The organism is Vibrio pectenicida, from assembly GCA_024347015.1.
Classification (GTDB): domain Bacteria; phylum Pseudomonadota; class Gammaproteobacteria; order Enterobacterales; family Vibrionaceae; genus Vibrio; species Vibrio pectenicida.
Window position 1 is genome coordinate 16,572 of the sequence record AP024889.1, and the last position, 26,134, is coordinate 42,705.

26 protein-coding genes are annotated in these 26,134 nt (G+C 43.1%); 8 read left to right on the forward strand and 18 right to left on the reverse strand.

The window, feature by feature from the left end; genetic code table 11:
* Position 1: 1 nt before the first annotated feature.
* The 4 genes from ilvD to ilvG are packed head-to-tail and all read right to left on the reverse strand — an operon-like array spanning position 2 to position 4,745.
* On the reverse strand, positions 2 to 1,843 hold the full coding sequence (ilvD, locus tag OCV27_RS00075; RefSeq protein WP_125319584.1) for a dihydroxy-acid dehydratase: 1,842 nt from the start codon (positions 1,841 to 1,843) through the stop codon (positions 2 to 4).
* A gap of 27 nt (positions 1,844 to 1,870) precedes the next feature.
* Complete coding sequence (locus tag OCV27_RS00080; protein WP_125319585.1) at positions 1,871 to 2,800, reverse strand: branched-chain amino acid transaminase; 930 nt, start codon at positions 2,798 to 2,800, stop codon at positions 1,871 to 1,873.
* Positions 2,801 to 2,812: 12 nt separating this feature from the next.
* Positions 2,813 to 3,097: an acetolactate synthase 2 small subunit gene (ilvM, locus tag OCV27_RS00085; RefSeq protein ID WP_125319586.1), complete on the reverse strand. Its 285-nt coding sequence runs from the start codon at positions 3,095 to 3,097 to the stop codon at positions 2,813 to 2,815.
* A gap of 1 nt (position 3,098) precedes the next feature.
* Entirely contained in the window at positions 3,099 to 4,745 is a 1,647-nt protein-coding gene (gene ilvG / locus OCV27_RS00090; protein WP_125319612.1) for an acetolactate synthase 2 catalytic subunit, read from the reverse strand.
* Between the two features lie 491 nt (positions 4,746 to 5,236).
* Here ilvG and OCV27_RS00095 point away from each other — a divergent pair, with 491 nt between their 5' ends.
* Positions 5,237 to 6,760, forward strand: coding sequence for a YifB family Mg chelatase-like AAA ATPase (locus OCV27_RS00095; protein ID WP_125319587.1), 1,524 nt, complete (start codon positions 5,237 to 5,239; stop codon positions 6,758 to 6,760).
* Between the two features lie 27 nt (positions 6,761 to 6,787).
* Here the strand turns inward: OCV27_RS00095 and OCV27_RS00100 are convergent, their stop codons facing one another.
* Positions 6,788 to 7,771, reverse strand: a complete 984-nt coding sequence (locus OCV27_RS00100) for a DUF2860 domain-containing protein (protein WP_125319588.1) — start codon at positions 7,769 to 7,771, stop codon at positions 6,788 to 6,790.
* A 209-nt stretch (positions 7,772 to 7,980) separates the two neighbouring features.
* Between OCV27_RS00100 and OCV27_RS00105 the strand changes: the two genes are divergently transcribed.
* Positions 7,981 to 8,865 (forward strand): acyltransferase, encoded by an 885-nt coding sequence (locus OCV27_RS00105; protein ID WP_125319589.1) that lies wholly within the window; start codon positions 7,981 to 7,983, stop codon positions 8,863 to 8,865.
* A gap of 55 nt (positions 8,866 to 8,920) precedes the next feature.
* Here the strand turns inward: OCV27_RS00105 and OCV27_RS00110 are convergent, their stop codons facing one another.
* The 5 genes from OCV27_RS00110 to OCV27_RS00130 all read right to left on the reverse strand — a co-directional run bounded on the left by OCV27_RS00110 (position 8,921) and on the right by OCV27_RS00130 (position 13,000).
* On the reverse strand, positions 8,921 to 9,523 hold the full coding sequence (locus tag OCV27_RS00110) for a thiol:disulfide interchange protein DsbA/DsbL (protein ID WP_125319590.1): 603 nt from the start codon (positions 9,521 to 9,523) through the stop codon (positions 8,921 to 8,923).
* A gap of 30 nt (positions 9,524 to 9,553) precedes the next feature.
* The gene (locus OCV27_RS00115; protein WP_125319591.1) at positions 9,554 to 10,540 is read right to left on the reverse strand and encodes a serine/threonine protein kinase; all 987 of its coding nucleotides are present in this window, start codon (positions 10,538 to 10,540) and stop codon (positions 9,554 to 9,556) included.
* A 237-nt stretch (positions 10,541 to 10,777) separates the two neighbouring features.
* Entirely contained in the window at positions 10,778 to 12,196 is a 1,419-nt protein-coding gene (gene ccoG / locus OCV27_RS00120) for a cytochrome c oxidase accessory protein CcoG (RefSeq protein ID WP_125319592.1), read from the reverse strand.
* A gap of 240 nt (positions 12,197 to 12,436) precedes the next feature.
* Entirely contained in the window at positions 12,437 to 12,703 is a 267-nt protein-coding gene (locus OCV27_RS00125; RefSeq protein WP_125319593.1) for a YihD family protein, read from the reverse strand.
* A 132-nt stretch (positions 12,704 to 12,835) separates the two neighbouring features.
* On the reverse strand, positions 12,836 to 13,000 hold the full coding sequence (locus tag OCV27_RS00130; RefSeq protein ID WP_171360819.1) for a hypothetical protein: 165 nt from the start codon (positions 12,998 to 13,000) through the stop codon (positions 12,836 to 12,838).
* A 348-nt stretch (positions 13,001 to 13,348) separates the two neighbouring features.
* On the opposite strand from OCV27_RS00130, the gene trhA reads away from it, so the two are divergent.
* Positions 13,349 to 14,002: a PAQR family membrane homeostasis protein TrhA gene (gene trhA / locus OCV27_RS00135; protein ID WP_125319594.1), complete on the forward strand. Its 654-nt coding sequence runs from the start codon at positions 13,349 to 13,351 to the stop codon at positions 14,000 to 14,002.
* On the opposite strand, the gene OCV27_RS00140 is transcribed toward trhA, so the two are convergent.
* The 6 genes from OCV27_RS00140 to def are packed head-to-tail and all read right to left on the reverse strand — an operon-like array spanning position 13,999 to position 20,277.
* Positions 13,999 to 14,559 carry a DUF3157 family protein gene (locus OCV27_RS00140; protein ID WP_125319595.1) on the reverse strand — a complete coding sequence of 187 codons (561 nt, stop codon included), beginning with the start codon at positions 14,557 to 14,559 and terminating at the stop codon, positions 13,999 to 14,001. The two genes, trhA and OCV27_RS00140, sit on opposite strands and share 4 nt — an antisense overlap.
* A 9-nt stretch (positions 14,560 to 14,568) precedes the next feature.
* The gene (locus OCV27_RS00145) at positions 14,569 to 16,014 is read right to left on the reverse strand and encodes a TrkH family potassium uptake protein (protein WP_125319596.1); all 1,446 of its coding nucleotides are present in this window, start codon (positions 16,012 to 16,014) and stop codon (positions 14,569 to 14,571) included.
* A gap of 10 nt (positions 16,015 to 16,024) precedes the next feature.
* On the reverse strand, positions 16,025 to 17,401 hold the full coding sequence (gene trkA, locus OCV27_RS00150; RefSeq protein WP_125319597.1) for a Trk system potassium transporter TrkA: 1,377 nt from the start codon (positions 17,399 to 17,401) through the stop codon (positions 16,025 to 16,027).
* 41 nt (positions 17,402 to 17,442) lie between these two features.
* On the reverse strand, positions 17,443 to 18,729 hold the full coding sequence (gene rsmB, locus OCV27_RS00155; protein WP_125319598.1) for a 16S rRNA (cytosine(967)-C(5))-methyltransferase RsmB: 1,287 nt from the start codon (positions 18,727 to 18,729) through the stop codon (positions 17,443 to 17,445).
* A 56-nt stretch (positions 18,730 to 18,785) separates the two neighbouring features.
* Positions 18,786 to 19,733, reverse strand: a complete 948-nt coding sequence (fmt, locus tag OCV27_RS00160) for a methionyl-tRNA formyltransferase (RefSeq protein WP_125319599.1) — start codon at positions 19,731 to 19,733, stop codon at positions 18,786 to 18,788.
* A 22-nt stretch (positions 19,734 to 19,755) separates the two neighbouring features.
* Entirely contained in the window at positions 19,756 to 20,277 is a 522-nt protein-coding gene (gene def / locus OCV27_RS00165) for a peptide deformylase (protein WP_125319613.1), read from the reverse strand.
* A gap of 266 nt (positions 20,278 to 20,543) precedes the next feature.
* Between def and dprA the strand changes: the two genes are divergently transcribed.
* The 3 genes from dprA to OCV27_RS00180 are packed head-to-tail and all read left to right on the forward strand — an operon-like array spanning position 20,544 to position 22,709.
* On the forward strand, positions 20,544 to 21,638 hold the full coding sequence (gene dprA / locus OCV27_RS00170; protein ID WP_245986630.1) for a DNA-processing protein DprA: 1,095 nt from the start codon (positions 20,544 to 20,546) through the stop codon (positions 21,636 to 21,638).
* On the forward strand, positions 21,635 to 22,114 hold the full coding sequence (locus OCV27_RS00175; protein ID WP_125319601.1) for a DUF494 family protein: 480 nt from the start codon (positions 21,635 to 21,637) through the stop codon (positions 22,112 to 22,114). Before dprA ends, OCV27_RS00175 begins: the two co-directional genes overlap by 4 nt.
* A 4-nt stretch (positions 22,115 to 22,118) precedes the next feature.
* Positions 22,119 to 22,709, forward strand: a complete 591-nt coding sequence (locus tag OCV27_RS00180) for a DNA topoisomerase family protein (RefSeq protein WP_125319602.1) — start codon at positions 22,119 to 22,121, stop codon at positions 22,707 to 22,709.
* Positions 22,710 to 22,743: 34 nt separating this feature from the next.
* Here the strand turns inward: OCV27_RS00180 and OCV27_RS00185 are convergent, their stop codons facing one another.
* Together OCV27_RS00185 and purE are read right to left on the reverse strand one after the other, a co-directional pair.
* Positions 22,744 to 23,880 carry a 5-(carboxyamino)imidazole ribonucleotide synthase gene (locus OCV27_RS00185; protein ID WP_125319603.1) on the reverse strand — a complete coding sequence of 379 codons (1,137 nt, stop codon included), beginning with the start codon at positions 23,878 to 23,880 and terminating at the stop codon, positions 22,744 to 22,746.
* Between the two features lie 3 nt (positions 23,881 to 23,883).
* Positions 23,884 to 24,369 (reverse strand): 5-(carboxyamino)imidazole ribonucleotide mutase, encoded by a 486-nt coding sequence (purE, locus tag OCV27_RS00190; protein ID WP_125319604.1) that lies wholly within the window; start codon positions 24,367 to 24,369, stop codon positions 23,884 to 23,886.
* 198 nt (positions 24,370 to 24,567) lie between these two features.
* Between purE and tsaC the strand changes: the two genes are divergently transcribed.
* Together tsaC and hemF are read left to right on the forward strand one after the other, a co-directional pair.
* Positions 24,568 to 25,125, forward strand: a complete 558-nt coding sequence (tsaC, locus tag OCV27_RS00195) for an L-threonylcarbamoyladenylate synthase type 1 TsaC (RefSeq protein WP_125319605.1) — start codon at positions 24,568 to 24,570, stop codon at positions 25,123 to 25,125.
* Positions 25,126 to 25,147: 22 nt separating this feature from the next.
* Positions 25,148 to 26,065 (forward strand): oxygen-dependent coproporphyrinogen oxidase, encoded by a 918-nt coding sequence (gene hemF, locus OCV27_RS00200; protein WP_125319606.1) that lies wholly within the window; start codon positions 25,148 to 25,150, stop codon positions 26,063 to 26,065.
* Positions 26,066 to 26,134: the final 69 nt, after the last annotated feature.

A 26,134-nucleotide genomic window follows, 5' to 3' on the forward strand; every position in this document is an offset into this window, starting at 1 on the left:
GCTAGTCCTCAAGCTTAGACTTGTCTCGTACTGCACCTTTGTCAGCACTAGTCGCCATGCTAGCGTATGCTTTGAGGGCAAACGAAACTTCGCGTTGGCGATCAACTGGTTTCCAGCCCAGCTCGTCTTGTTTAGCGCGGCGAGCAATAAGCTCTTGATCTGACACTTGCAAAGAGATTGAGCGGTTTGGAATGTCAATCGCAATGATGTCTCCTTGCTTGACTAGACCAATTGCACCACCATTGGCTGCTTCTGGTGAGGCATGACCAATAGACAGTCCCGATGTGCCCCCAGAGAATCGGCCATCTGTAAGTAGAGCACACTCTTTGCCTAAGCCCATCGATTTGAGGTAGGTGGTTGGATACAGCATTTCTTGCATCCCTGGGCCGCCTTTGGGGCCTTCATAACGAATTATGACTACGTTGCCAGCTTTGACTTTTCCGCCTAATATACCTTCCACGGCATCTTCTTGGCTCTCAAACACAATCGCTGGACCAGTGAATTTAAGATTGCTTTCATCGACGCCAGCTGTTTTAACTATACAGCCATCTAGAGCAATATTACCCGATAGAACCGCAAGCCCTCCCTCTTGGCTAAAGGCGTTGTCTTTTGTTCTAATGCAACCTGCAACTCTGTCATCATCGAGGCGATCCCAGCGACAATCCTGAGAGAAAGCTTTGGTGGTACGAATACCCGCAGGACCTGCTCGGAAAAACTTCAGAACGTCAGCGTCCTCAGTTTGTATTATGTCATATCTGGCCAGTTGTTCTTTCATTGAAAGGCCAAGCACAGTGCGAGTATCATTATGTAAGAGGCCTGCTCGGTCTAATTCACCGAGAATGGCCATCACCCCCCCAGCACGGTGGACATCCTCCATGTGATATTTAGGAGTAGATGGCGCGACTTTACATAAATGCGGAACTTGTCGAGATAGGCGATCAATATCATCCATATCGAAGTCGATTTCGCCTTCCTGCGCAGCGGCAACTAAATGAAGTATGGTGTTGGTTGAGCCCCCCATAGCAATATCTAACGCCATGGCATTTTCAAACGCATCAAAACTGGCAATGTTGCGCGGTAGTGCTGACTCATCGTCTTGCTCGTAGTAGCGACGCGTAAGCTCAACGATACGTTTGCCTGCATTAATAAATAAAGCTTCACGATCAGCGTGAGTGGCGAGCATGGAGCCGTTACCTGGTTGAGACAAACCAAGCGCTTCAGTCAGACAGTTCATAGAGTTGGCGGTGAACATACCAGAGCATGAACCACATGTTGGGCAGGCTGAGCGTTCTACCTGTTCACTTTGCTCGTCAGAGACTTTCGGATCTGCACCTTGAATCATGGCGTCGACTAAATCGAGTTTTATCAATTGATCTGAAAGCTTGGTTTTACCTGCTTCCATTGGGCCACCTGAAACAAAGATCACAGGAATGTTGAGCCGCATTGAGGCCATCAACATTCCTGGAGTAATTTTGTCACAGTTTGATATACACACCATGGCATCTGCACAATGGGCATTAACCATGTATTCGACTGAATCGGCAATCAGTTCACGTGATGGTAGTGAATACAACATACCACCGTGACCCATGGCGATACCATCATCCACAGCAATAGTATTAAACTCTTTGGCGATACCGCCAGCTTTCTCTATTTCACCAGCGACCAGTTGGCCCATATCTTTAAGGTGAACGTGACCTGGTACAAACTGGGTGAAAGAGTTCACTACTGCGATAATTGGTTTACCAAAGTCTTCATCTTTTACGCCAGTTGCACGCCATAGAGCACGAGCACCCGCCATGTTGCGACCGTGAGTGGTGGTTGCTGATCTGTATTTAGGCATTCTACTACTTCCTTAATTTGCCGTGTCTTATGGGTGGACGTAATCTAACCAGTCCCACTTATCTTCTGTGGTGCCGTTGAAAAGTCCAAAGTAAGCTTCTTGGAGCTCTTTTGTTATTGGGCCGCGCTTACCGCTGCCGATTTCCATTTTATCGATAGTCGCAACAGGAACGACCTCTGCTGCGGTACCCGTCATAAATACTTCGTCTGCGAGATAAAGTGCTTCGCGAGCAATGTTAGTTTCTTGGACTTGGTAGCCTCTATCTCGCGCGAGTGTCATGATTGAATCACGAGTGATGCCCGGTAGGATAGCGCTGGTTGCTGGGGGGGTGGTGATAACACCATTCTTGACGATGAAAATGTTCTCGCCAGCTCCTTCCGATAAATAGCCATCGACGCTCAGAGCAATTCCTTCATCATAGCCGTTACGACGAGCCTCTCCACCAACGAGCAAAGAAGATAGGTAGTTACCGCCTGCTTTTGCTGCAGTAGGAATGGTATTAGGTGCGGCTCGGTTCCAACTCGATATCATGGCATCAACGCCGTTTTCCAACGCTTCTTCACCTAAATAAGAGCCCCAAGGGAAAGCTGCAATGATTAAGTCCATTGCAGTACCTTGAGGTGGACAAACACCAAGACCCACGTTGCCAACAAAACCTAACGGGCGAATATAAGCACTATCAAGTTTGTTTTCACGCAGTGTTTCACGGGTTGCTTCCATGATTTCATCTACAGTATATGGAATAGGGAAGCGGTAAATTTTGGCAGAATCTTTAAGCCTTTTTGCATGTTCGCGGTGGCGGAAGATAATTGGTCCTTTGGGAGTGTTGTAACAGCGTACCCCTTCAAATACTGAAGTGCCATAGTGCATTGCATGAGTTAAGACGTGAACATTTGCCTCTCCCCAAGGAACTAATTCACCGTTAAACCAGATATAATCCGCTGTTTTTGTAGCCATCTTTGCCTTCCTTTATGCGCAAACTTTTTGCTGAAGATTGTTGTTTGGTAGTTGATTGCTCGCAATTTGAGTCACCTCAACAGTACGCACATCCCAGAGTTTTTCAATTTGATTAGTCAAGAAAGAGATTGGCCTATCGCTATCAACTATGATTTCAACACTGGCAACCTTACTTTCGTGATTCTGTGTCCCTGCAACTTGCTTTACTATGAAGCCACGGTGACGAACAACTCTGAGGACGCGTTCAAGTAAAACGGGTTTATCGTCTGCTTTTATATCGATTAAGTATCTTTCCATTTTACGTGTTCTCCAGCATATCATTATTTGAAGCACCAGGTGGTACTAGTGGCCATACGTTTTCTTCTTCGTCGATCATGACATGGAGTAAGTATGATGTCTCACTTGCCAGCATTTCTTTAATTGCAGGTTCAACTTCTGATTTGGTTGAAATCGTTTTTCCAGGGATATCAAACGCTTTTGCTAAAGTGATGAAATCTGGATTGTCATCCAAAATAGTTTCACTGTGGCGGCCATCAAAAAACAGCGATTGCCACTGACGAACCATACCAAGGCGTTGATTATTCAATAGAACAATTTTCACAGGTATTTGACGACGCTTGAGTGTGCCCAGTTCTTGAATGTTCATCATGAAAGATCCATCACCTGTAATAAGGATAGACTGATCATCGGGCCGAGCGACAGCTGCTCCCATTGCGGCAGGTAGACCAAAACCCATGGTGCCTAAGCCAGCAGAAGTGATAAAGTTTTGTGGTTCACGAGGTTGGATGTGTTGAGCCGCCCACATTTGATGTTGACCTACATCGGTAGAAACTATTGAGCTATCTGGCATCATGTCTGATAACTGCTTAAGTAAGCTAGGTGCGAATATGAGTTCACCTGGATGATCATATCGCCACTTGAAACCGCTGCGCAGACTTTCACTGTGCTTGACCCATGGAGTTATGTTTTGCGTTAGCTCAAGTTGTGGAAGGGTTTCCCTGACTTCGCCACGCAGAGGCGCATGAGCATGACGTAGTTTATTGATCTCTGACGCATCAATATCAATATGTATTACCCGAGCCTGAGGGGCAAAGGTTTCAAGCTTACCTGTGACTCGATCATCGAATCTAGCACCGACAGCAATTAATAAGTCGCATTCCTGCACCACTAAATTAGCTGCTTTAGTACCGTGCATCCCTAACATGCCTAAATAATGAGGATCATGACGTTCTATGGTCCCCAGCCCTTTTAATGTGCTTACTGAGGGCATCGGATTTAAGTGCAAAAATTCACGAACGACGTTGGTTGCTTTACCAAGTTGAACACCGCCACCGACGTAGAGAACTGGTCGTGTGCTTTGTGATAATAACTCTTGGGCAGTAATGATAGCTTCTTTTTTTGGTTCAGGGGAGTTCGGAGGAGTGAGGGAAGGCAATATACTAACCGGTGCTTGTGCAAGTTGCACATCTTTTGCTATATCGACAATCACAGGGCCAGGTCTGCCAGCTTTCGCAACTTCAAAGGCTTCAGCGAGTGTTGGGGCGAGATCCTCTATATCTGTGACAAGATAGCTATGTTTAGTACAAGAGAGTGACATACCGATGACATCCATCTCTTGAAAAGCATCTGTACCTATATGAGAACTTGCTACCTGACCTGTAATAGCAACCAAAGGGATGGAGTCCATTAAAGCATCAGCTAAGCCAGTAACTAGGTTGGTTGCGCCTGGCCCAGAAGTGGCCATACACACGGCAACATCTTGGGTGGCTCGCGCCATACCAATTGCAGCCATTGCAGCACCTTGTTCATGACGACAAAGTATATGTTCAACACCACCATCATAGAGTGCATCATAAATTGGCATAATAGCCCCGCCTGGGTAGCCAAATATTGTTTTTATATCTTGTTGTTTAAGAGCCGATACAACTAATTCAGCACCAGTCATTGAGCGCCCCCATCTTGCTTCGTGTTGTTTTTTGTTGTGTTGCACCTCATGTGCGTTCCTCATTCTTCCTGCTCGTTATTGGTCGAGCTAATATTTCTGACTTATTTAAATTGTGATTAATATCTTGCTGATAGCAGCATTTAAGTTGAAAAAAAAACCCCGGACTTTTCAGTGCGGGGTTTTTTTAAAAATCGGTGTTTATTTTTTGCCCACCAGCCCCCGCGCGGAATCAATAATGACCACGATAATCAGGTTAATTAGTACTTTAATGTGAGCGTTAATATTCATCTGTTTTTGTAATACTTTATTTATGTAATTTGATACTAAATGTTTACACCCTTAGTGTTAACACAGAATTCTGTTACATGACAAGCAAAATTTCATTCTTTTTTCATATTATTTCATTATCTCAGCGCGCTATATAACAAGTCTGCTAAAAAATAAACGAATTATCAGATAGATAAATTAATACTGTGGGAGTGAGATAGAGTATGGGACTTGCGATTATTTATAGCCGAGCATCGGTCGGTGTAGAAGCCCCGTTAGTCACGGTGGAAGTTCATATTAGTAATGGCATGCCTGGCTTTACCTTGGTGGGTTTACCTGAAACTACGGTAAAGGAATCACGAGATAGGGTGAGAAGTGCGATAATTAACTCCCGATTTGAATTTCCAGCAAAGCGAATCACGGTTAATTTAGCCCCCGCTGATTTGCCAAAAGAAGGAGGGCGTTTTGATTTGCCAATCGCTCTTGGCATTTTGGTAGCTTCTGATCAAATTCCTGCAAATGATTTACCTAACAGAGAGTTTATAGGTGAATTGGCACTATCGGGAAAACTTCGTAAAGTGAAGGGTGTTTTACCCGCAGCGTTAGCAGCTAATAGGGTACAAAGAAGCTTAGTTGTACCTCATTTTAATGGTGATCAAGCAGCATTAGTGGGGCGTGATGTACACCAGTCTGCTGATAGCTTACTTGAAGTTTGTTCTGATATCTGTGGCCAACAAAAACTGACCTTATATCAGACGAGTGATTGCATTCAATCTATTGATCATGACCGTGACCTGCAAGATATTATCGGTCAACAGCAGGGCAAGCGAGCACTTGAGATTGCTGCCGCTGGTAATCATAACTTGCTCTTTTTAGGACCACCGGGTACTGGAAAAACTATGCTGGCTTCACGCCTATGTGACTTGTTACCAGAGATGACAGAGGAAGAAGCAATGGAAACCGCATCGGTTGCTTCTCTGACTCAGCAAGATATCCATGCGCTTAATTGGAAGAAGCGTCCATTTCGTGCGCCTCATCATTCAAGCTCCATGGCTGCTTTAGTTGGTGGAGGAACGATTCCTAGGCCGGGTGAAATTTCTTTGGCGCACAATGGTTTGTTATTTTTAGATGAAATGCCAGAATTTGAAAGAAAAGTATTGGACTCATTGCGGGAGCCTTTGGAGTCGGGAGAAATTATTATTTCGAGAGCTCAAGGTAAAACTCGATTTCCAGCTAGATTTCAGTTAGTTGGAGCCTTAAATCCTAGCCCAACAGGGTATTATGAAGGTAATCATTCTAGAGCTAATCCGCAAATTATTTTGCGCTACCTCAGTCGACTTTCTGGTCCTTTATTAGACCGCTTTGACATGTCGATAGAAATCCCCGGGTTACCTAAAGGAACTCTATCGGAAGGGGGAGAGCGTGGAGAACCAACACAAACAGTTAGAATAAGAGTCGCAAGTGCAAGGAACTATATGCTTGAGAGATCGGGCAAAGTTAACGCATTACTAGGAAGTCGAGAGATGGAGCAGTATTGCCCACTTGAAAAACAAGACGCGCAATTCTTAGAAACTGCATTGCATCAACTTGGGTTATCGATACGCGCCTATCATCGCATTATAAAAGTAGCACGAACAATAGCCGATCTTGATGGGAAAGAGCGTATTGCTCGGCACCACATTGCTGAAGCACTTGGTTATAGAGCAATGGATCGCTTGCTTAAACAATTGAATGCTCAGGCGGTATAATGGCCCACATATTGTGGGCCAGCTTGTTTAGAACTTGTAGTTCATACCCACAGTGAACAAGTACTGCTTTGTATCGTAGAAATCAATGTTTGAATCTGACTCTGTATAACCTGAAAGAGAAATGAGAGACCAGTTTTTCCAACCCATAAAGTTCTTATATTCGTATGCGGCGAACAAGTTCAACTCGTCTTCGTCACGAACTTTACCATAGATAGGGTTGGTACCATCGAAAGAGCGGTTGGTATAGCCGGCAGTTAGTGCTAGCTGGTGTCTATCAAATATTCTAAGGTAGGTTAATTCACCACTAACAGAAGTTAAAGAGTTAGCATCGCCATCAGCATCGGTTTTGATATAGGTGAGAGAGGGCTGTATGAAGGATGTTTTACTTAATGGCTGCCTATAATCACCTTTGATATAGATAGATTTAGAGTCACGCTGCAAGGTGTTTATTTCTTCAGGTGTTAGGCCTGATGAAGTTCCAGATTGCTCGCTCTCTATTTCTCGATTACCATAAGCAGTATCTAAGCTAAATCTAGAACCCATTATTTTATTGAATTTAAGACGAAACGCCTTACCTTTTTCGTCTGTAGTTTGGCGCTCTTGGTTAGTTAAAAAAGGATCAGCCCAAGCTTCGCCAGGCATAAGAGTTGGCAGAAATGAGGCATCAACTATAGTTCCTGAATCTAACTCTTGTTTATAGCCAATCTCAAGAATTAGATTGCCAACAGCGATATCTTCACGAGATGTACCAACATAGAACTGTTTGTTTGAGCTTGAACCAAAGGTATAGGCCAACGAGCCAAGTGGTAGTGCTAGTCCGCCACTATCTTCGGTAGCCTTTTGGTTGACATCGGTAATGATCTTATCACCATTGGTATTGAGATTAGAAGTTGTTGATGCAAAGCCTGCACTGAGTGCGAACTCTCCACTAAATCCAGAGTGCTCTTCAAGCTGCGCTTGGACGGAAGACGTGATAAGCGCAAGAGCTAACAGTGAGAGTTTGGTTTTCATTGGGTGATTTCCTTGTCATTTATTTATTGGTCGTTGGTTAATATTTGGAAGTATTTTCGCAGAACTTGTCTGACCTGAGTCAGAGAGAGTACAAAACTCTGTCATATCGATTTCAATATGACTTTGGCCTTGTATAATCACACACTGTCTTCTTCTTCAGCAGATGAAGTATTTAAACTCTATTCGAGATCTCATAATTATTTAGCGCTATGTTTGCATACCTACTTCTTGTATTGAATACCACCTTAGTCATACTGAACTCTGCGTTTTGTTCTATTGCAATATGCGTTATTGCATTGATTAAAATCATTTTACCAACCAGTCGGCTGAAAGCAAAAGCGACCGCGATGGCTAATCGAGTGATGTGGTTATGGGCAACAATTAACTCTTGTATTTTAACCGTTTCCAATTGTATCGAATGGGATGTAGAGGTGGACGATGGTTTGCGTAAAGATGGTTGGTATTTATTAATTAGCAATCACTTAAGCTGGACCGATATTGTGGTTTTATGTTGTGTGTTTAAAGATCGTATCCCTATGCCAAAATTCTTTCTTAAGCAACAGTTGTTATATGTACCATTTATCGGCATGGCTTGTTGGGCCTTGGATATGCCTTTTATGCGCCGCTATTCTAGAGAATATCTGATTCGTCACCCGGAAAAGCGTGGCCAAGATTTGGAGACTACTCGCCGTTCCTGCGCTAGATTTAAGCATACACCGACAACAGTAGTGAATTATGTTGAAGGAACACGTTTTACCATGCAGAAGCAAAAAATAGGTCAAGCGGGTTATCACTATTTGCTGCAACCTAAAAGTGGGGGTATTGCTTATACATTAGCTGCAATGGGGGAGCAGTTTGATAATATTATAGATGTAACTTTGGCTTATCCGCGTAACAGTAAGAGTCCATTTCGGGATTTGTTATCAGGGCGCATGACAAAAGTGGTTGTGCGTAGCCAAATATTGCCAGTAGATGGAGCTTTGCGAGGTGACTATTTTAACGACAAGCCATATAAGCGTCAATTTCAGCGTTGGCTTGGTGGGGTCTGGCAAGAGAAGGATGAGAGGCTTAAGAAAATCCATCAAGGTAAGTAGCAAAATATGAGAGCAACAAAGGGATAGTTTCCTTTGCTGCTTTAATTCAGGGTGATTACTTCTTAGTAAGTAGGAAGTTAACTAACTCGAAATACTCATCTATGGTTTTAATGCCTTGTGCTTCAACAAGATATTTGTCGTTAACAATCACTGCGGGTACCCCTGACAGGCCACTTTGTTTGAATTGTTTATCAAAACGACGCACCATGGAATCGACCGCAAAACCGTTGAATGCAGCGTCGAATTTTTTGGCATCAATACCTTCATCTAGAAAAATTTGGCGCAGCTCTTGTTCGCTTTGTGGTGGTTTACGCATCTTGTGGATGCGATTGAACATTACCGGCATCATCTTACTTTCAGCTTTTAGCGCGACCATCGTTGCGTAGGCCTTACTCATAGGTTCACCCATACTGCCACCCATAAAAGACACGTGAACTTTTTGAAATTTTGCATCCTCAGGGAGCTGGGCTTTTAGCTGCTGAATAATGGGCTCAAAGGTGTTGCAATGTGGACAAAAGAAGGAAAAGAATTCAGTGACAGTAGGCTTTTTGGAAGCCTCAAGTTCAAGGATTTTGTAGTGTTCTCCTTCTTTGAATTGGGCAGCATTTACTGAAAGGCTCAGCATAACGGTTGCGACAAGTGCAAACAGCTTTTTCATTGTTGACTCCATGTTGGTTATTTTAGCTTCTTACCACTGTGGCATAAGTGACAGCGGTGGCTCACTTAGTGCCGATATTTGTTCTTTGAAAGCAAGTACTTGGCTTTCCCAGTATTTTGCATCATTGAACCAAGGGAAGGCGATAGGAAAGGCAGGGTCTTGCCATCTTTTGGTTAGCCATGCCATATAATGCACCATGCGTAGACCACGTAAAGGTTCAATTAGTTTCAATTCGTTAGCGTCAAAGTCGTTAAATTCTTGATATGCTTCCAAGATAATGTCCAGCTGCGTGAGTTTTTCAGAACGCTCACCACTTAGCATCATCCATAAATCTTGAATGGCAGGGCCGTTACGAGAATCATCGAGATCAACAAACATAGGGCCATTACGCCACAAAATATTGCCAGGGTGGCAGTCACCATGGAGGCGAATGACTGGGTAAGACTCTTGCCAGTGTTGCTTAATAGATTTAATTAACAAATCTAAATCATTGAAAAATGCAGCTTCCAAGTGAGTGGGAATAAATTGCGCTTGTTCAAGCACTTTACGTGGTTGGTATAAGTATTCATCTAGACTAATGGTGGGTCTGTGTTGAAATGGTGCTTTAGAACCAACTTGATGGATTCGACCAAGAAATCGTCCTACTCCTTCGAGTTGTTTTAGGTTGTCGACCTCAAATTGCCTCCCTCCGACGCTTGTAAAAAGAGCAAAGAGGTAACCTTGATATTTATGTAAAGTTTGTCCTTGGATTTTTATTGGTGGGGCTACGGGGATATCAGCTTCGACTAACTCCAATGTAAAATCATGTTCTTCTTGGATTTGCAATAAACTCCAGCGTTCTGGTCGATAAAACTTAACTACATATCGGTGGTGTTGTTCATCGGTAAACTGATATACGCGGTTTTCATAACTATTGAGCGGTAAGAAACCTGACTCTGCACGGATTCCAATACTTTCTATGGCGTACCACATGAAGTCTGGAGTTAAAGCGTTAAAATTAAAAGCTTGTTGTGTCATAGATTAAAGGATCCGTTGCTAATAGGTTACGGCAAGTACAATGGCTTGTAATAAAAGCTATATGACGTCATTGGGGGATAATATACATCACGGTGTAAATTTCAGATACATACTTTGATCGATAAAGATAGCGATCAAACTAAGACATTGATGTGCGTAGGGCGAATATCAGCGATTACTTCTTGCTATAAAAAAGGCTCTTGCGTGGAGCCCTTTTAAATTAGCCTCAGATAAGTACTAAAGCTTTTTAATGAATCGACTTTCTACCGATATAGTAAAATCATGGTTGTCTGAGAGGGTAAATTCTATGGTTACGATAGCAGAATTAAGATTGTCTGGTTGCACCCCCAAACTCATCGGTAGGCTTAAGACCTCACCGGGTAATACATTAATGGTTTGTTTTCCATACCAAGAGGAACTAGGCAAGCCGACTACGTCGAGTTTATAGTGTTGTTCTTGCTGTGTTTTGTTTATTATTTTCAGAGTGTATGTATTTTCGATTTCGCCAAGCCCATTCACCCTAAATAATTGGTTACGATCTCGAAGTACGCTAAGGCCTGCTGGATCTACAGCAGCAATTTGCACAAAAAACAAACCTATCATTACCAAAAGAATAACACCGTAGCCGAGCAACTTTGGTCTCATTACTTTGGTGTGTTTTCCTGACAATCGATGTTCTGTGGTGTAACTGATCAAGCCTTTCTCATAGCCCATTCGATCCATAGTGTGATCACAAGCATCAATACAAGCGCCACAATTTATACACTCGTACTGTAAGCCGTCACGGATATCGATTCCGGTAGGGCACACCTGAACGCATAAATTACAGTCAACACAATCACCCAACCCAAGCTCTTTGGGATCGGCTTTACGTGAGCGTGCTCCGCGCGATTCCCCACGCTTAACATCGTACCCAACTATAAATGTATCTTTGTCAAACATTGCTGATTGGAAGCGAGCATACGGGCATATATGAATGCACATAATTGAACGCATCCAGCCTGCATTGCCATAAGTGCAGCCAGCAAAGAATAAAATCCAAAATACGGGCCAGAAACTTGAATCCCAAGTAAAGAAATTCACAACTAGATCGCGTATTGGTACAAAATAACCGACAAAGGTAAACCCCGTAGCTAATGCGATTACTAGCCACGCTAGATGTTTCGCGGTTTTGCGCATTATGAGATTGCCTGTTAGCTTACTAGAGTCTTGTTTTCGGCGTTTATTTGCACTACCTTCAAATTTCTCTTCGAACCATATGTACATAAAAGTCCATACAGTTTGAGGGCAAAGATAGCCACACCAGACACGGCCCAAAAATGTAGTGATAAAAAATAGCCCAAAGGCAGAAATAACGAACAATAGCGCTAGTAAGGTTAAGTCTTGTGGAAAGAGAGTTGTACCAAAGAAGTTAAACTGTTGGTTGCTAATATCCAGTAATATGGCTTGTCGTTCTCCATAGGGAATCCACGGTAACATGGTAAAGAGAACTAGCAAAAACCAGCCTCCGTAGCGACGTAGTTGCTGAAATTGTCCCTTACTCTCACGCACGTAAATACGATTGCTTGGGTTAAACCTGTCCCCTTTGGTTTTATGAGTTTTAGGGTTAAAGGTTTTGGGAGTCACGTCTTTCACTTTAATTTTGTCCTGACTCATAACGCTTCCTTCTTGGGCTAAAGGCGAGACTTCTTTTTTGTTCTCGCTCTATCGACAATCCTTTTTAAGTATTGTCTTATTTGACGATGATTATATACGCGGCAATACTTTTATTTCTTTAGCGCTATCAACCTTTAGCAACAAAGAGCGGTACATTCTTATAAAAAAAGACTTAACAGTTTCCACACCCTTATGATTTATATATAAAAAATATTTTCAGATAAGCTTGGTGGGAAGGTGTTAATCTATAACGCCACGAGCCTTTAATAATGCTGACTTAAAGTCTGATTCTTGGTCTTTTCTTAAGCCCGGAATCATCTCATTTGTAGGACTGTTACGCATTTTAAGGTGATAAATAAGCACATCATCAGTAAGTTCTTCTATTGGACCTTGATACCCTGCTTCTTGTGCTAGTTGAATAATAAAAGGGAGTAAGTTCAGCTGCTGCTCCCTGTTCCACTCTGGCTCTAATAACTCTAGTAACTCTTCAATGCGATGGCATTTCATTGTTAATTCCATACTTTTAGTGATGGTATGGAGTTAAATGTATCAAATGAGGTTCTAAAGTGCCAAGAATTAAATCGATAGCAAGTGAAACATGCAACAAAGAAAAAGCGCAGTCTATACTGCGCTTTTTACCTATGCCGCCTTGGTAACTTTGGCTGGAGTTGACGTCATTAATGCCGTCTTCTCTACTAAAGTCATTCCGGGCGCGAGATTGTGTGTCGCTGGTGTTTTAACAAAGCCACTACGGCGACGCATCGCACGGTTGGTGTGCGAACACCTGACTACTGTCGGTCGCATTGATTAACCTAACTGTCAGACATATCCATTGCCAAACTTTATGGCCTAATTAGCTATGAGTTACACTTAACTTCCGTAAGGCACTCTTCTGGCCTGTGCCATTCCAAGTAACTAATCAGGGAGTATGATATAAATTATCTATATCAATGATTAGACTAGCACTATCTTTGTAATTGGTCGATATGTGATCGATTATGTTTGTTTGATTTTACGTCAATTATGTGAGAGGAGATGGTCTTAGTTAAGTGTGAGTAAAGCTTACTGTGACCTGATAAGATCATATTTAGCTTATGCTTATAAGCTCAATGTGTCATACTTTTGAGTAATTATTCCAAAAAATGATTGATTATGACAACCCAACCTAGTTCCTTATATAGCGTTAAAGAAGAGTTGGCAAATACACTGACCCATGGCTTTGGAATGCTGCTGGGAATTGTTGGCTTGATTTTACTATTGATAAAGGCTGTCGATCATAATGCCGATATTCTCACTATTACTAGTATGAGCATTTATGGTGCTAGTATAATAGTGTTGTTTCTTGCTTCCACGCTCTACCATGCTATTCCCTCTCAGAAAGCCAAAAAAGCACTAAAAACATTTGACCACTGTGCAATTTATCTCTTGATTGCTGGTAGTTATACGCCCTTTCTTTTGGTGAGCTTGAGGACTCCTCTCGCAATTGGATTAATGATTGTTATTTGGGTATTGGCCCTTATGGGGGTGATTATGAAATTGGCATTTGTTTATCGCTTTGAAAAGTTATCACTGATAACCTATTTAATGATGGGCTGGCTTTCTTTGGTAGTAATTTATCAATTAGCACTTAACCTAGAAATTGGTGGTTTAGTCCTTTTAGCAGCGGGTGGAATAATTTATTCACTTGGTGTGATTTTTTATGTTGCGAAGCGGATTCCATTTAATCATGCGATTTGGCATGGTTTTGTTTTGGCTGGTTGCGCTTGTCATTTTTTTGCGATTTACCTGTACGTAGCTCCCGTTTAGCGAGTGATCAGGCTGGTAATTCTCGCTGTAACAAAATACTGTTCTTGTTCAATAACTTCTAATTCTATATTTTTACCTTGCTCCATTTGCTGAGGGCGAAGGTAAGTATCAGGCATGCGTTTGATCGACTGCCATATTTTTATATGTTTCTTAGATAAGACTTCTTTGCTGGCTGTTGATACTTCAATTTCAGCTTCCACGAGTATGACTGAGTTTAGGTTTTGATTTGTTATCGAAGTCGGAATTATTAGCTTTTCATTATCGTAGCTCGGCACTCCAAGTAGAACATCAACTCCAGAATTAGATAATTGCATAGTTGGACGCATGCTATCTAGCGTCACCATACTACCCACGGTTTTGCTTATAAGTGGTATAGATGCTAGCTGAGCTCTTTCTGTGGTCGTAACTTCTGTTTGTGCAGAGGATGTGTCAGTCATATACTGCCAAGTAAAATTATCATTCAATATGACTTGGCGGCCATCATCTAAAGTGACCGTTTGGCTTGCTATAGTAGTCGATGCGGCGAGTAAGGCAAATAGCCCTAAAAATCTATACATTCTGTATCCTTAGCGTTTCCAAAATGCTGGAAAAAATAATACCAACAAAGTGAGTATTTCAAGTCGTCCCATCAGCATGCCAAAACTTAGTAGCCATTTTGCCATGTCTGGAAGAGGAGCAAAGTTACCCGTTGGACCGATAATATCCCCCATGCCTGGGCCGACATTAGCCACGGCGGTAATTGAACCAGAAATGCTAGTGATAGGATCTAGGCCCAAGGCGCTTAGGCAACCAGCTATGAAAATGATGGTGACGAAAAACATCAGTACAAATGCGACAACTGAGCGAACAATGTCATCATTAACGGGCCTTTGATTATAACGTTGAACAAATACACCTGAAGGGTGAATGAGCTTCATCATTTGTTTATTGAGTAGAGTTATCGCTATTTGAAAGCGAAAAATTTTAATTCCCCCAGAGGTGGAACCAGAACAAGCTCCTGCCATCATCAAAAACGCAAACAAAGTCGTTGGTAAAGCCCCCCAAGCGGTAAAGTCTTCCAAGCCAAAACCTGTGGTAGTTAAGATGGAAACAATATTAAACATCGAGACACGTAATGCGTCTAAAATGTTGTAGCCATCACGAATGACTAGCCAGCCTGAAATGATTAAACTGGCACTGAGAAAGAGATATGTGAAGCCTTTGACCTGAGCATCATTAAAGAGTTGATCTATTCTTCGTTTACGAAGCGCTGCAATAAACAGGAGGAAAGGTAAGCCACCAAGAAACATAAATAAGGTGGCTATCCAGTGTGAGCCACTTGAGAAGTGGTTCATTGAACCATCAGAGGTTGAATAACCACCAGTTGAAAGAGTGGTGAAAGAGTGATTAATGGCTTCAAACAAGTTCATACCAGTAAGAAGATAACCCACCATACATAGACCAGTTAAGCTCAAATAAACCAGCATGATGTTTTTAGCAACGGTTTTTGCGCGAGGGCTGCTTTTATCTGACCAATCAGAAGACTCGGTATGGAATAGTTTCATACCACCGACGTTAAGCATGGGGAGTACAGCAACCGCCATAACAATGAAGCCAATACCTCCAAGCCACTGCAATATGGAGCGCCACAGCAAAATACTTGGTGCCATGTCATCGAGTCCACTGAGAACCGTTGAACCGGTTGTGGTGATACCTGACATGGTCTCAAAGTAAGCATCGGTAAAGCTAATATGGTTTATAAAAACAAAAGGTAGGGCTGCGAAGGCGCTGGCCACAGTCCAAACTAGACTGGTGATCAGGAACATATCTCGAGCACTGAGCTTGAAGCTTCTTGTTCGACCAATGGTTAAGCAGGTAAAAGCGGCAATGTGGGTAATGATGACTGCCTGACCAAATTCGATAAACCCTGAGGTGCCTGTAAAGAATGATACCAGTGTTGGGACATACATAAACAAAGCTAGTTTGGATAAAACCAACCCGATGACGAATAATATGGGACGAAAGTTGACCATAATGTCAAACCTAAAGGAAAAAAGGACTCGGTTGGAATAGAGCCTCTACATCGGCAACATATTTCTTGTTAACCAAAAACATGACCACATGATCATCTTGTTCGATGATGGTACGGTCATGAGCAATCAATACTTCATCACCTCGTACAATGGCTCCGATAGTTGTTGCTGGAGGAAGTTTTATGTCACCAATGGCTCGACCGACAACTTTAGAGGTTGTTTCATCCCCATGAGCGATTGCTTCGATTGCTTCGGCAGCACCACGACGCAGGGAAGATACATTAACAATATCGGCTCGACGAACATGGGTAAGTAGGGCTGAAATGGTGGCTTGTTGTGGTGATATCGCGACATCAATAACCCCACCTTGTACCAAATCAACATATGCTCCGCGCTGAATAAGTACCATGACTTTTTTAGCACCCATTCGTTTGGCTAACATGGCAGACATAATGTTGGTTTCATCTTCGTTAGTGAGTGCAATGAACACATCGACTTGGTCGATATTTTCTTCTAGTAGTAACTCTTGATCCGCGGCATCACCGCAAAAAACTATAGTATTTTCCAACTCTTCTGACAGTTTCTCTGCTCGTGGGTAACTGCGTTCGATAAGTTTGACGCTATAAGACTGCTCAAGACGTTTGGCGAGGCCTGCCCCTATGTTCCCCCCTCCCACAATCATAATTCGTCGATACGGCTTTTCAAGACGTTGTAACTCACTCATTACTGAGCGAATGTGATTACTTGCGGCGACGAAAAAGACTTCGTCGTCGGCCTCAATAATGGTAGTGCCTTGCGGTCTAATAGGACGCCCTTGACGGAATATGGCCGCTACTCGAGTGTCAATATGAGGCATATGTTCACGTAGAGCAGATAATGCGTTACCTACGAGAGGACCTCCATAATAAGCTTTAACCGCAACCAAGCTAACTTTTTGGTCGGCAAAACTGACGACTTGAAGAGCCCCAGGGTATTGGATCAGGCGTTCAATATAACTAGTAACCAATTCTTCAGGGGCGATTAAGTGGTCGACAGGAACAGCACCTGATTGAAATAGGGCTTCTTTTTCGAGTAAATATTGTGGGGAACGAATACGAGCAATACGGTTGGGAGTATTAAACAAAGAGAAGGCTACCTGGCAGGCTGCCATATTGGTTTCGTCCATATTAGTCACAGCGACCAACATGTCGGCATCTTGAGCACCTGCTTCACGTAGTACGTCTGGGTGGCTGGCATAGCCATTGACGACTCGCAAATCATACTTATCCTGAAGTTCACGTAATCGGTCACTGTTTCTGTCGACAATGGTGATATCATTATTTTCACCAACCAGATTTTCAGCCAGTGTACCGCCTACTTGACCTGCACCAAGAATGATGATTTTCATAGCGTTTCCTGTTTAACCAAAGTTGAAAAGACTGTCAGCCTCTAATTATTATGAGCTTTCTTTAGGATGGCATAATAAAAACCATCCATATCTTCCTCACCGGGAAGAATTTGACGTCCAGGTTTATCTGCTTGTGAGCCTTCCAATTGAGCCTCTTGGGTGCGAGATAGAAACGCCTTTATCTGTTCACTATTTTCTTGTGGAGCTATCGAGCACGTTGCATAAACCAGCGTACCGCCTGGTTTTAATTGTTGCCACATAACATCAAGAATTTCGCTTTGTAATTGGGTTAATGCAGCAATGTCTTCACTGCGACGTAGCCATTTAATATCAGGGTGGCGACGAATAACACCAGTGGCAGAACAAGGAGCGTCTAGCAAGATACGGTCAAATTGTTCCCCTTGCCACCAATCTTGCGGTTGACGTGCATCCCCACAGATCACCTGGGCTTTTAATTGCAGACGATTTAGATTGTCATAAACACGCTTAAGGCGGTGTTCATCACAGTCGATTGCGACGACCTTAGCACTTTGGGTTCGCTCAAGGATATGTGCGGTTTTTCCTCCCGGTGCTGCGCAGCAATCGAGAACAAGCTCACCATCTTTTGGGGTTAGATAATTTAGTGAGAGCTGTGCTGCGGCATCTTGTACCGATACCCAACCCTTGTCAAAACCTGGTAATTGAGAGACATCACATGGGGTTGCTAGCCTTAGTGCATCATTAGCCTCACTATGAGGGTGGCTATCTATATCGCTGTCTTTGAGTATTTTCTGGTATTCATCACGGTTATGGTGCTGATAATTGACCCTCAGCCACATGGGAGCTTTGCTGTTATTAGCTTCAACGATGCTTTGCCATTGCTGCGGGTAGGCATTTTGAAGTAGTGAGAGTAGCCAGTTTGGGTGAGTATATTTGCCAGCATTGTGACTTACGGCATAGGCATCTAGTTCTTCTTGCTTACGCTGATAGTTACGTAACACAGCATTGATTAACCCACGAAGACGAGGGCCTTTAAGCGTCTTGGTCCCTTCAACAGTTTCGCCTACTGCAGCATGAGCAGGAATGCGCATAAAGCTCAACTGATAAATACCGACTAAAATCAAGTGATGGAAAACGCGTTGTTTTCCCTTGAGCGGTTTATCCATAAGCTCATTAGCTATCGATTCAAGGCGAGGAAGGTAACGTAATGTTCCGTAACATATCTCTTGTAGTAGAGCCTGATCGCGAGGCTTAATTTGCTGTTGAGCTAAAGGGAGTGCATTGGAAAGAGACTGACCTTTGTCGACGACTTGGAAAAGGACATTAGCCGCGGCAGCGCGAACATTCATGTAAATTACCTTAACAGTAAGGGAGGGTGTCTCCACCCTCAAAAAGTACGTATAAGTTAAGTCAGCTGAGTGCCGACTTCAAACCAATCGGCACGCGAATTAAGAATATCTTGAATTGACATGGCCTTTTTTCCAGGTATTTGGATCTGTTCCAGAACAAGGACGTCTTTACCAGTTGATACATAAATTCCAGTCTTGTCTGCTTGAAGTATGATTCCTGGTGCTTGATTTGTTTGTTGCTCAATCACTCGGCTTTGCCATACTTTAATGCTTTTATCGGCTGCTACAAAGTGACTTATAGGCCAAGGATTGAACGCTCGTACGCATCGCTCAATATGTTCTGCACTATCATTCCACTGAATGTGAGCTTCTTGCTTGCTTAACTTTTCAGCATAGTTTGCTTTACAGTTATTTTGTTTTTCGGGTGTGGCTGAACCATTGGCTATATCAGCAAGGCACTCAGTCAAAGCTTTTGGTCCCAGCTCTGCTAGTTTTTGGTACATTGAGGCGCTGGTGTCCTTTCGGTCGATAGGAAGAGTAGCAATCTTTAGCATATCTCCTGTATCTAAGCCTATGTCCATTTGCATAATGGTCACGCCCGTTTGTTTGTCACCTGCCCAAATAGAGCGTTGGATAGGTGCAGCTCCTCGCCATCTAGGTAAGATAGAGCCATGCACATTCACACAGCCCAGCGTGGGAATGTCGAGTACTGCTTGAGGCAGTAGTAGCCCATAAGCTACAACCACCATAAGGTCAGCGTTTATATTGGCTAAATCTTGCTTGGCTTGCTCAGACTTGAAGTTCTGAGGCTGATATACTGGGATATCATGTTCTAGCGCTAAAGTTTTGACTGGGCTCGCGGTAATCTTTTTGCCACGCCCCGCGGGGCGATCAGGCTGAGTGTATACCGCTACAACTTGATGCGGCGAAGACAACAACGCCGCCAAATGACGGGCGGCGAAGTCGGGAGTGCCTGCAAAAACTATCTTTAAAGGTTTGCTCAAAGTCGGTTCCTTTACTTGGTCATTAGGCTTTACTGGCGCTTTTTTCGTTGAAACGTTTGATTTTCGCTAGCTTGTCTTGGATACGTTTGCGCTTTAAAGGCGATAGGTAATCGACAAACAGTTTGCCTTGTAAGTGATCAAGTTCATGTTGAACACAGATTGCGAGCAGTTCATCTGCTTCAAATGTGTATTCTTTGCCATCTCGATCAAGGGCTTTGACAGTAACTTCAGCAGCTCGTGGTACGAGTGCTCTCGCGCCCGGGACCGATAAGCAGCCCTCTTCTATACCGTCCTGCCCTCGTTTTTCAAGAATTTCAGGGTTAATCAAGACCATGGGTTGGTCACGAGTTTCTGAAATATCAATCACGACTACGCGTTGGTGGACATCAACTTGGGTGGCGGCAAGGCCAATACCTTCTTCGTCGTACATGGTTTCAATCATGTCATCGACGAGCTTTTGGATTTCAGGTGTCACCTGCTCTACTGGCTTGGCTACAGTGCGAAGGCGATCATCTGGAAATGTTAATACTTGTAATACAGACATATACACTCGAAATATTGAACTGAGCTGAATCAGGATAAACTTTATTGGGCCAATTCTAGACATTTTACCACCTAAATGACAGCATCGTTATTGCTTTTTACTGTTTTTCCTGAATTAAAAGATTGCTTAGTTTCAGTAGCGGTTAATTCGCTATTCCTACCTGATGCGTGTGCTGAGTTGAGCTTGATCCTTGTGTCACGCCAAAAGAGTTAAGAGGTGATACCCTGAACCATTCCCCAAATACATGTGATGAACTCAGAGCTTGGTTGAGTCTGTACTTTACGCCAAGAATCGGCCCTAAGACCTTCCAGCAGATTGTTGCTTTGGACTCACCATCCAACATCACTCAATCTTCACCACAAGCTTTAGCTGCGTTAGGCTTTAATTCTCGGCAAATTCATTATTTGAATAATAAAGCCTCTAAAGATGTTGATGAGTGTTTTGAATGGCAGCAGGCAGAACGTACTAGGAGTCTTTTAACTTTTAATGATGCTAAGTATCCTGCGCAGCTCAAGCTGGTGGACTCTGCTCCGCCAGTAATATTTTTGGAAGGTAAGGTGGAAAGTTTATTGCAGCCACAAATTGCTATTGTCGGCAGCCGAAGTGCGAGTATTGAAGGTCTTAATCTTGCAAGGGACTTTTCCAATCAATTATCTAAGCACGCTTTGACGATCACCAGTGGTATGGCCTTAGGAGTGGATGGTTATGCGCATGATGGTGCTTTGCAAGCAGGAGGAGAAACCGTTGCTGTTTTGGGTTGCGGCTTGGGTAGTGTCTATCCAGCTCGCCATAAAAAATTGGCGCAAAGAATAGTGCAGCAGGGGGCTTTAGTGTCTGAATTTCATCCTAATGTAAAGCCTAAGGCAGAAAACTTTCCCCGCCGAAATCGAATAATTAGTGGCTTGTCTTTGGGCGTTTTAGTGGTTGAAGCGGCTGAAAAAAGTGGTTCGCTGATAACTGCTCGCTATGCAATAGAGCAAGGACGTGAGGTCTTTGCAATACCTGGTTCAATCTACCACCCGCATGCGAGAGGGTGTAATTTATTGATAAAGCAAGGCGCATGTTTAGTTCAACAGGTTTCTGACATTATGGATGAAATGGAATGTTTGATACGTTGGTCTGATTTTTATCCCTCCAAAGCGGCAGAGGAAGCATTTGAACAAATTGATTGCAAAGAAGAATTGCCATTTTCTCAGCTGTTAGCTAACGTAGGTAATAAGGCTATACCAGTTGATATTCTTGCAAACAGGACCAATATACCTGTTCAAGATGTCATGATGCAGCTTTTAGAGCTTGAACTCTTAGGGCACGTTGTTGCAGTTTCCGGTGGCTATATTCGAAAGGGGAGGGGCGAGCTATGATGATGGATATTTTAATGTATCTGTTTGAAACTTACATCCATAGCGATGCGGAGTTACAGGTCAATCAAGATGAACTAGAAGATGAGTTACTTCGTGCTGGATTTCATCAGAAAGACATTTACAAAGCTCTTGTTTGGCTCGAAGAATTGGCGGCATTACAACAGAGCGAAACGCATGCGGCAATTTCAATTTGTAGTACCTCAACATCAACACGTATTTATACCAAAAAAGAATGTCAGAGACTTAATATAGAATCGCGAGGTTTTTTGACATTCCTTGAGCAAGTTAATGTGTTGACTACGGAAACCCGTGAAATGGTGGTTGATCGTATTATGGGATTAGAAACTGATGAGTTTGAGCTGGATGATTTAAAGTGGATTGTTCTCATGGTGTTGTTTAATGTGCCAGGAAATGAGAATGCGTACACTTTGATGGAAGAGCTTTTGTATACCAAAGAGCAAGGTATCCTTCATTAAACCTATGAGTGGTAAAATCGATCATCAGCTGTTTTCTGCTCATGAGCATGCTTTAGAAGGTAAGGCGTGTCCTTTATGTCAGTCAGAGCAACGCTTGGGAGAGTTGCAACTTCGTCATGGTAAACACGGCGCTTTTCTTGGCTGTAGCCTGTATCCTAGTTGTGATTACATTCAGCCCTTACATCAAAACGATGGTCATATTGTTAAAGAATTAGGAGTGCCGTGCTCCGAATGTGGCCAAGAGTTAGTCTTGCGTCAGGGGCGCTATGGTATGTTTATTGGCTGCAGTGGCTACCCGCAGTGCACTTATGCTGAGTCACCCGAAGAAACACATGAGTCTTCCGCCCAGTCTAAGGTTTCTTGCCCTGAGTGCAGTAAGGGTTTGTTAGTTGAAAGGAAAAATCGGTTTGGTAAAATTTTTTTTGCATGTGATCATTATCCTAAGTGCAAATTCATCGTTAACCAGCCGCCAGTCAATGGCATGTGTGAAAAGTGCGAATTTCCTATTTTGATTGAAAAAAAGCACGCTTCTGGACATAAACTTCAATGCGCTAACCGTAAGTGTGGCTATATTCAAACTCAAAGCGAAAGATAGAAACGGCGCTATATGTAGCGCCGCTTTTAAATGATTAACCTAACTCTCTAATTTTAATCCACTCTTGAACAGCAGGGAAGGTATCAGAGTCTAGGATCTTTGCTAAGTTAGATAGCTTACGTTGCAGCTCGCCAGTGTAATCACCACATACGTTAATATGCCCCATCTTACGTCCAGAGCGTTTTTCTTTGTTATACCAGTGAATGTAGCAACCATCTAGTTCAAGTACTCCTGATGGTAAGCTATCTTCACCAAGTATATTAATCATGGAGGTTTCTCTTATGAGTTTGGTACTACCAAGAGGCATTCCGCAAACTGCACGAAGGTGGTTTTCAAACTGACATGTTTCAGCGCCTTGCTGTGTCCAGTGCCCTGAATTGTGTACACGCGGTGCAATTTCATTGACTAATAAAGTGCCGTCTAGATCGAAGAACTCTAGTGCCAATACACCAAAATAGTTGAGCTCGTTAGCTATAGAGATAAACATATTTTCTGCTTGTTGCTGCAAATTATTATCGGCAATGGCAGTTGAAATGCTGAGTACGCCGTCAGTGTGAATATTCTCTGCTATTGGGTAGACCTTAATTGAGCCATCTTTTCCGCGAGCACCAATTAATGATACTTCACGTTGAAAGGGTACAAATTCTTCAGCGACAATTGCTTGGTTGTCATCTGATTCAAGACAGGCTTTCATCTCATTCCAGATAGACTCAATCTGATCATTATTTTTCAGTCGCCACTGACCTTTTCCGTCATAGCCACCCTGTGCACTTTTTAGCACCATAGGAAGCCCAACCTTATGAATTGCCGCTGTAAAATCTTGTTGTGTTTTGATGATATGGTATTTAGCGCTGCGGACTTGGGCCCTATCCAAAAGTGTTTTTTCTATGCGCCTATCGCCGCCACATTTTATTGCTTCTGCTGATGGAAAAAGTTTTCCGCTTGCTTGGCATTCATCTAAGATTGAATGGGGAATGTGTTCAAATTCAGCAGTAATAACGTCCGCTTGCTCTATGGCATTAGTTAGCCCTTTACCAATTTGAGCTTGTGTCAGTGGATGAACAATCGTTTCATTACCAACATCATAAGCAATAACACTTATATTAAGTGGCGCGCCAGCCAAAGACATCATGCGTGCTAATTGACCTGCACCAAGCACTAACACCTGCATGGGTTAATCCTCTTCTGGGTTGGGGTTTGCTAAGACGGTCTCAGTCTGCTGGTCGCGAAATGCTTCAACTTTTGCCATTACTGTTTCATCGTGAGTACCGATGATTTGTGCGGCAAGAATACCAGCATTAGCTGCACCAGCCTCGCCAATGGCGAGAGTACCCACTGCAATACCTTTAGGCATTTGTACAATCGACAATAAAGAGTCCATACCTTTCAAAGTTCGTGATTGAACAGGTACTCCTAAGACAGGAAGGCTTGTGAATGCGGCGGCCATACCAGGTAAGTGGGCGGCGCCGCCAGCTCCTGCGATGATGACTTTCAAGCCTCGTTGTTTAGCACTGTTAGCATAATCCGCGAGAAGCTGTGGTGTGCGATGAGCCGATACTACTTTTGTTTCATATTCTATGCCAAACTGATCCAGCATTTCTGCGGCCAGTTTCATGGTTGGCCAGTCAGACTTAGAACCCATGATGATACCGACTTTCATCTTCAACTCCTTAATTCAACTCTTATTGGTGAGTAGATAAACTTGCCAGCATTATACGAGGATTCTCAACTCAAGCAAACGTTTGCGCCTGTTTTTAATGTCAATTGGTGTAATTTGTTATCAAATAGCTTTAGTCTTAGCTAGTGAATGTTTGTAAACTTTAACTCTTCAAATGCAAAATCAGACAGGAAAGAATTAGTGGATAATTTTGAGCAGGTATTATTGGCTCTGAATAATGGTGAGGTTATCGCCTACCCAACCGAAGGTGTATTTGGTGTTGGTTGTGATCCTGATAATCCAGAAGCCATTAAGAAACTACTTGAGCTAAAGCAAAGACCAGTTGAGAAAGGCTTGATTCTGATTGCTGCTAGCTATCAACAGTTACTACCTTATATCGATGAGTCGCAGCTTACTCAAGATCAGCTTAGGAAAGTGCATCGAACTTGGCCAGGAGCGGTAACATGGATAATGCCGTGTAGTGATAAAGTATCTAGTTTGGTCTGCGGTCAGTTTGATTCGATTGCTGTACGTGTTACCGATCATCCTTTGGTCCAAAAAATGTGTAATGATTTTGGGAAGCCGCTAACCTCGACGAGTGCAAATTTGACTGGCAAACCTGCTTGCTTGACAAGCCAAGAGGTCGAGCGTCAACTTGGAGAGCATTTAGCCGTGATCTTAGTTGGTGAAACAGGTGGAAGAGATAGACCGAGTGAGATTCGTGACGCCAAAACATCTAAAGTATTGAGGCAAGGGTAATCCTGAGAAGGAAGTGAAAGATATGTCAGCCATCGATAAGCAAGCAGTAAAACATTTTTTAATTGAGCTACAAGACTCAATTTGTCAGCAGTTAGAGCTAAAGGACGGACGAGCCAAGTTTAAAGAGGATGCTTGGAGCCGAGAGCCTGGAGAGAAACTGGGTGGCGGTGGTCGAACACGTGTAATGACAGAAGGGGCAGTTTTTGAGCAAGGTGGGGTGAATTTTTCTCATGTTGAAGGTAAAGAAATGCCCGCATCTGCAACTGCCCATCGCCCAGAGCTGGCCGGTCGCCGTTTTGAGGCGATGGGTGTCTCTTTGGTTATGCATCCGAATAACCCTTATGTGCCTACATCACATGCCAATGTGCGATTTTTCGTGGCTGAAAAAGAGGGTGAAGAACCTATATGGTGGTTTGGCGGAGGGTTTGATTTAACGCCTTTTTATCCTTTTGAAGAGGATGCACAGTATTGGCACAATACAGCTAAGGAAGTCTGTGCACCCTTTGGCAATGAGGTATACCCCGAGCACAAAGCTTGGTGTGACAAGTATTTCTATCTTCCGCACCGTAATGAAACTCGCGGAGTCGGAGGATTGTTTTTTGATGATCTTAATCATTGGGAGTTTGATAAATGCTTGTCTTATATAAAGGCTGTCGGTGAAGGTTTTACTCAAGCATACCTGCCAATAGTTGAGCGGCGTAAAGATACTGATTTTGGTGAGCGAGAGCGTCAGTTCCAGTTATATCGCCGTGGTCGCTATGTAGAGTTTAATTTGGTTTTTGATCGAGGAACCTTATTTGGTTTACAAAGTGGTGGTCGTACTGAGTCTATTTTGATGTCCATGCCGCCGCTGGCTCGTTGGGAATACGGCTATCAGGTTAAAGAGGGCAGCCATGAAGCCGATCTCTATCAGCATTACCTCAAGCCAAGAGATTGGTAGGGCTTTCTTCTGAATATTGTTAGTGGTAGGGTCGTTGTTCAACAATGACCCTTTTGTGTTTAATAGGTA

What these genes read in the sequence shown, in the direction of transcription:
- ilvD (WP_125319584.1), bottom strand. Translation starts at nt 1,843, where the DNA reads ATGCCTAAATACAGATCAGCAACCACCACTCACGGTCGCAACATGGCG.
- OCV27_RS00080 (WP_125319585.1), bottom strand. Translation starts at nt 2,800, where the DNA reads ATGGCTACAAAAACAGCGGATTATATCTGGTTTAACGGTGAATTAGTT.
- ilvM (WP_125319586.1), bottom strand. Translation starts at nt 3,097, where the DNA reads ATGGAAAGATACTTAATCGATATAAAAGCAGACGATAAACCCGTTTTA.
- ilvG (WP_125319612.1), bottom strand. Translation starts at nt 4,745, where the DNA reads ATGACTGGTGCTGAATTAGTTGTATCGGCTCTTAAACAACAAGATATA.
- OCV27_RS00095 (WP_125319587.1), top strand. Translation starts at nt 5,237, where the DNA reads ATGGGACTTGCGATTATTTATAGCCGAGCATCGGTCGGTGTAGAAGCC.
- OCV27_RS00100 (WP_125319588.1), bottom strand. Translation starts at nt 7,771, where the DNA reads ATGAAAACCAAACTCTCACTGTTAGCTCTTGCGCTTATCACGTCTTCC.
- OCV27_RS00105 (WP_125319589.1), top strand. Translation starts at nt 7,981, where the DNA reads ATGTTTGCATACCTACTTCTTGTATTGAATACCACCTTAGTCATACTG.
- OCV27_RS00110 (WP_125319590.1), bottom strand. Translation starts at nt 9,523, where the DNA reads ATGAAAAAGCTGTTTGCACTTGTCGCAACCGTTATGCTGAGCCTTTCA.
- OCV27_RS00115 (WP_125319591.1), bottom strand. Translation starts at nt 10,540, where the DNA reads ATGACACAACAAGCTTTTAATTTTAACGCTTTAACTCCAGACTTCATG.
- ccoG (WP_125319592.1), bottom strand. Translation starts at nt 12,196, where the DNA reads ATGAGTCAGGACAAAATTAAAGTGAAAGACGTGACTCCCAAAACCTTT.
- OCV27_RS00125 (WP_125319593.1), bottom strand. Translation starts at nt 12,703, where the DNA reads ATGAAATGCCATCGCATTGAAGAGTTACTAGAGTTATTAGAGCCAGAG.
- OCV27_RS00130 (WP_171360819.1), bottom strand. Translation starts at nt 13,000, where the DNA reads ATGCGACCGACAGTAGTCAGGTGTTCGCACACCAACCGTGCGATGCGT.
- trhA (WP_125319594.1), top strand. Translation starts at nt 13,349, where the DNA reads ATGACAACCCAACCTAGTTCCTTATATAGCGTTAAAGAAGAGTTGGCA.
- OCV27_RS00140 (WP_125319595.1), bottom strand. Translation starts at nt 14,559, where the DNA reads ATGTATAGATTTTTAGGGCTATTTGCCTTACTCGCCGCATCGACTACT.
- OCV27_RS00145 (WP_125319596.1), bottom strand. Translation starts at nt 16,014, where the DNA reads ATGGTCAACTTTCGTCCCATATTATTCGTCATCGGGTTGGTTTTATCC.
- trkA (WP_125319597.1), bottom strand. Translation starts at nt 17,401, where the DNA reads ATGAAAATCATCATTCTTGGTGCAGGTCAAGTAGGCGGTACACTGGCT.
- rsmB (WP_125319598.1), bottom strand. Translation starts at nt 18,729, where the DNA reads ATGAATGTTCGCGCTGCCGCGGCTAATGTCCTTTTCCAAGTCGTCGAC.
- def (WP_125319613.1), bottom strand. Translation starts at nt 20,277, where the DNA reads ATGTCTGTATTACAAGTATTAACATTTCCAGATGATCGCCTTCGCACT.
- OCV27_RS00175 (WP_125319601.1), top strand. Translation starts at nt 21,635, where the DNA reads ATGATGATGGATATTTTAATGTATCTGTTTGAAACTTACATCCATAGC.
- OCV27_RS00180 (WP_125319602.1), top strand. Translation starts at nt 22,119, where the DNA reads ATGAGTGGTAAAATCGATCATCAGCTGTTTTCTGCTCATGAGCATGCT.
- OCV27_RS00185 (WP_125319603.1), bottom strand. Translation starts at nt 23,880, where the DNA reads ATGCAGGTGTTAGTGCTTGGTGCAGGTCAATTAGCACGCATGATGTCT.
- purE (WP_125319604.1), bottom strand. Translation starts at nt 24,369, where the DNA reads ATGAAAGTCGGTATCATCATGGGTTCTAAGTCTGACTGGCCAACCATG.
- hemF (WP_125319606.1), top strand. Translation starts at nt 25,148, where the DNA reads ATGTCAGCCATCGATAAGCAAGCAGTAAAACATTTTTTAATTGAGCTA.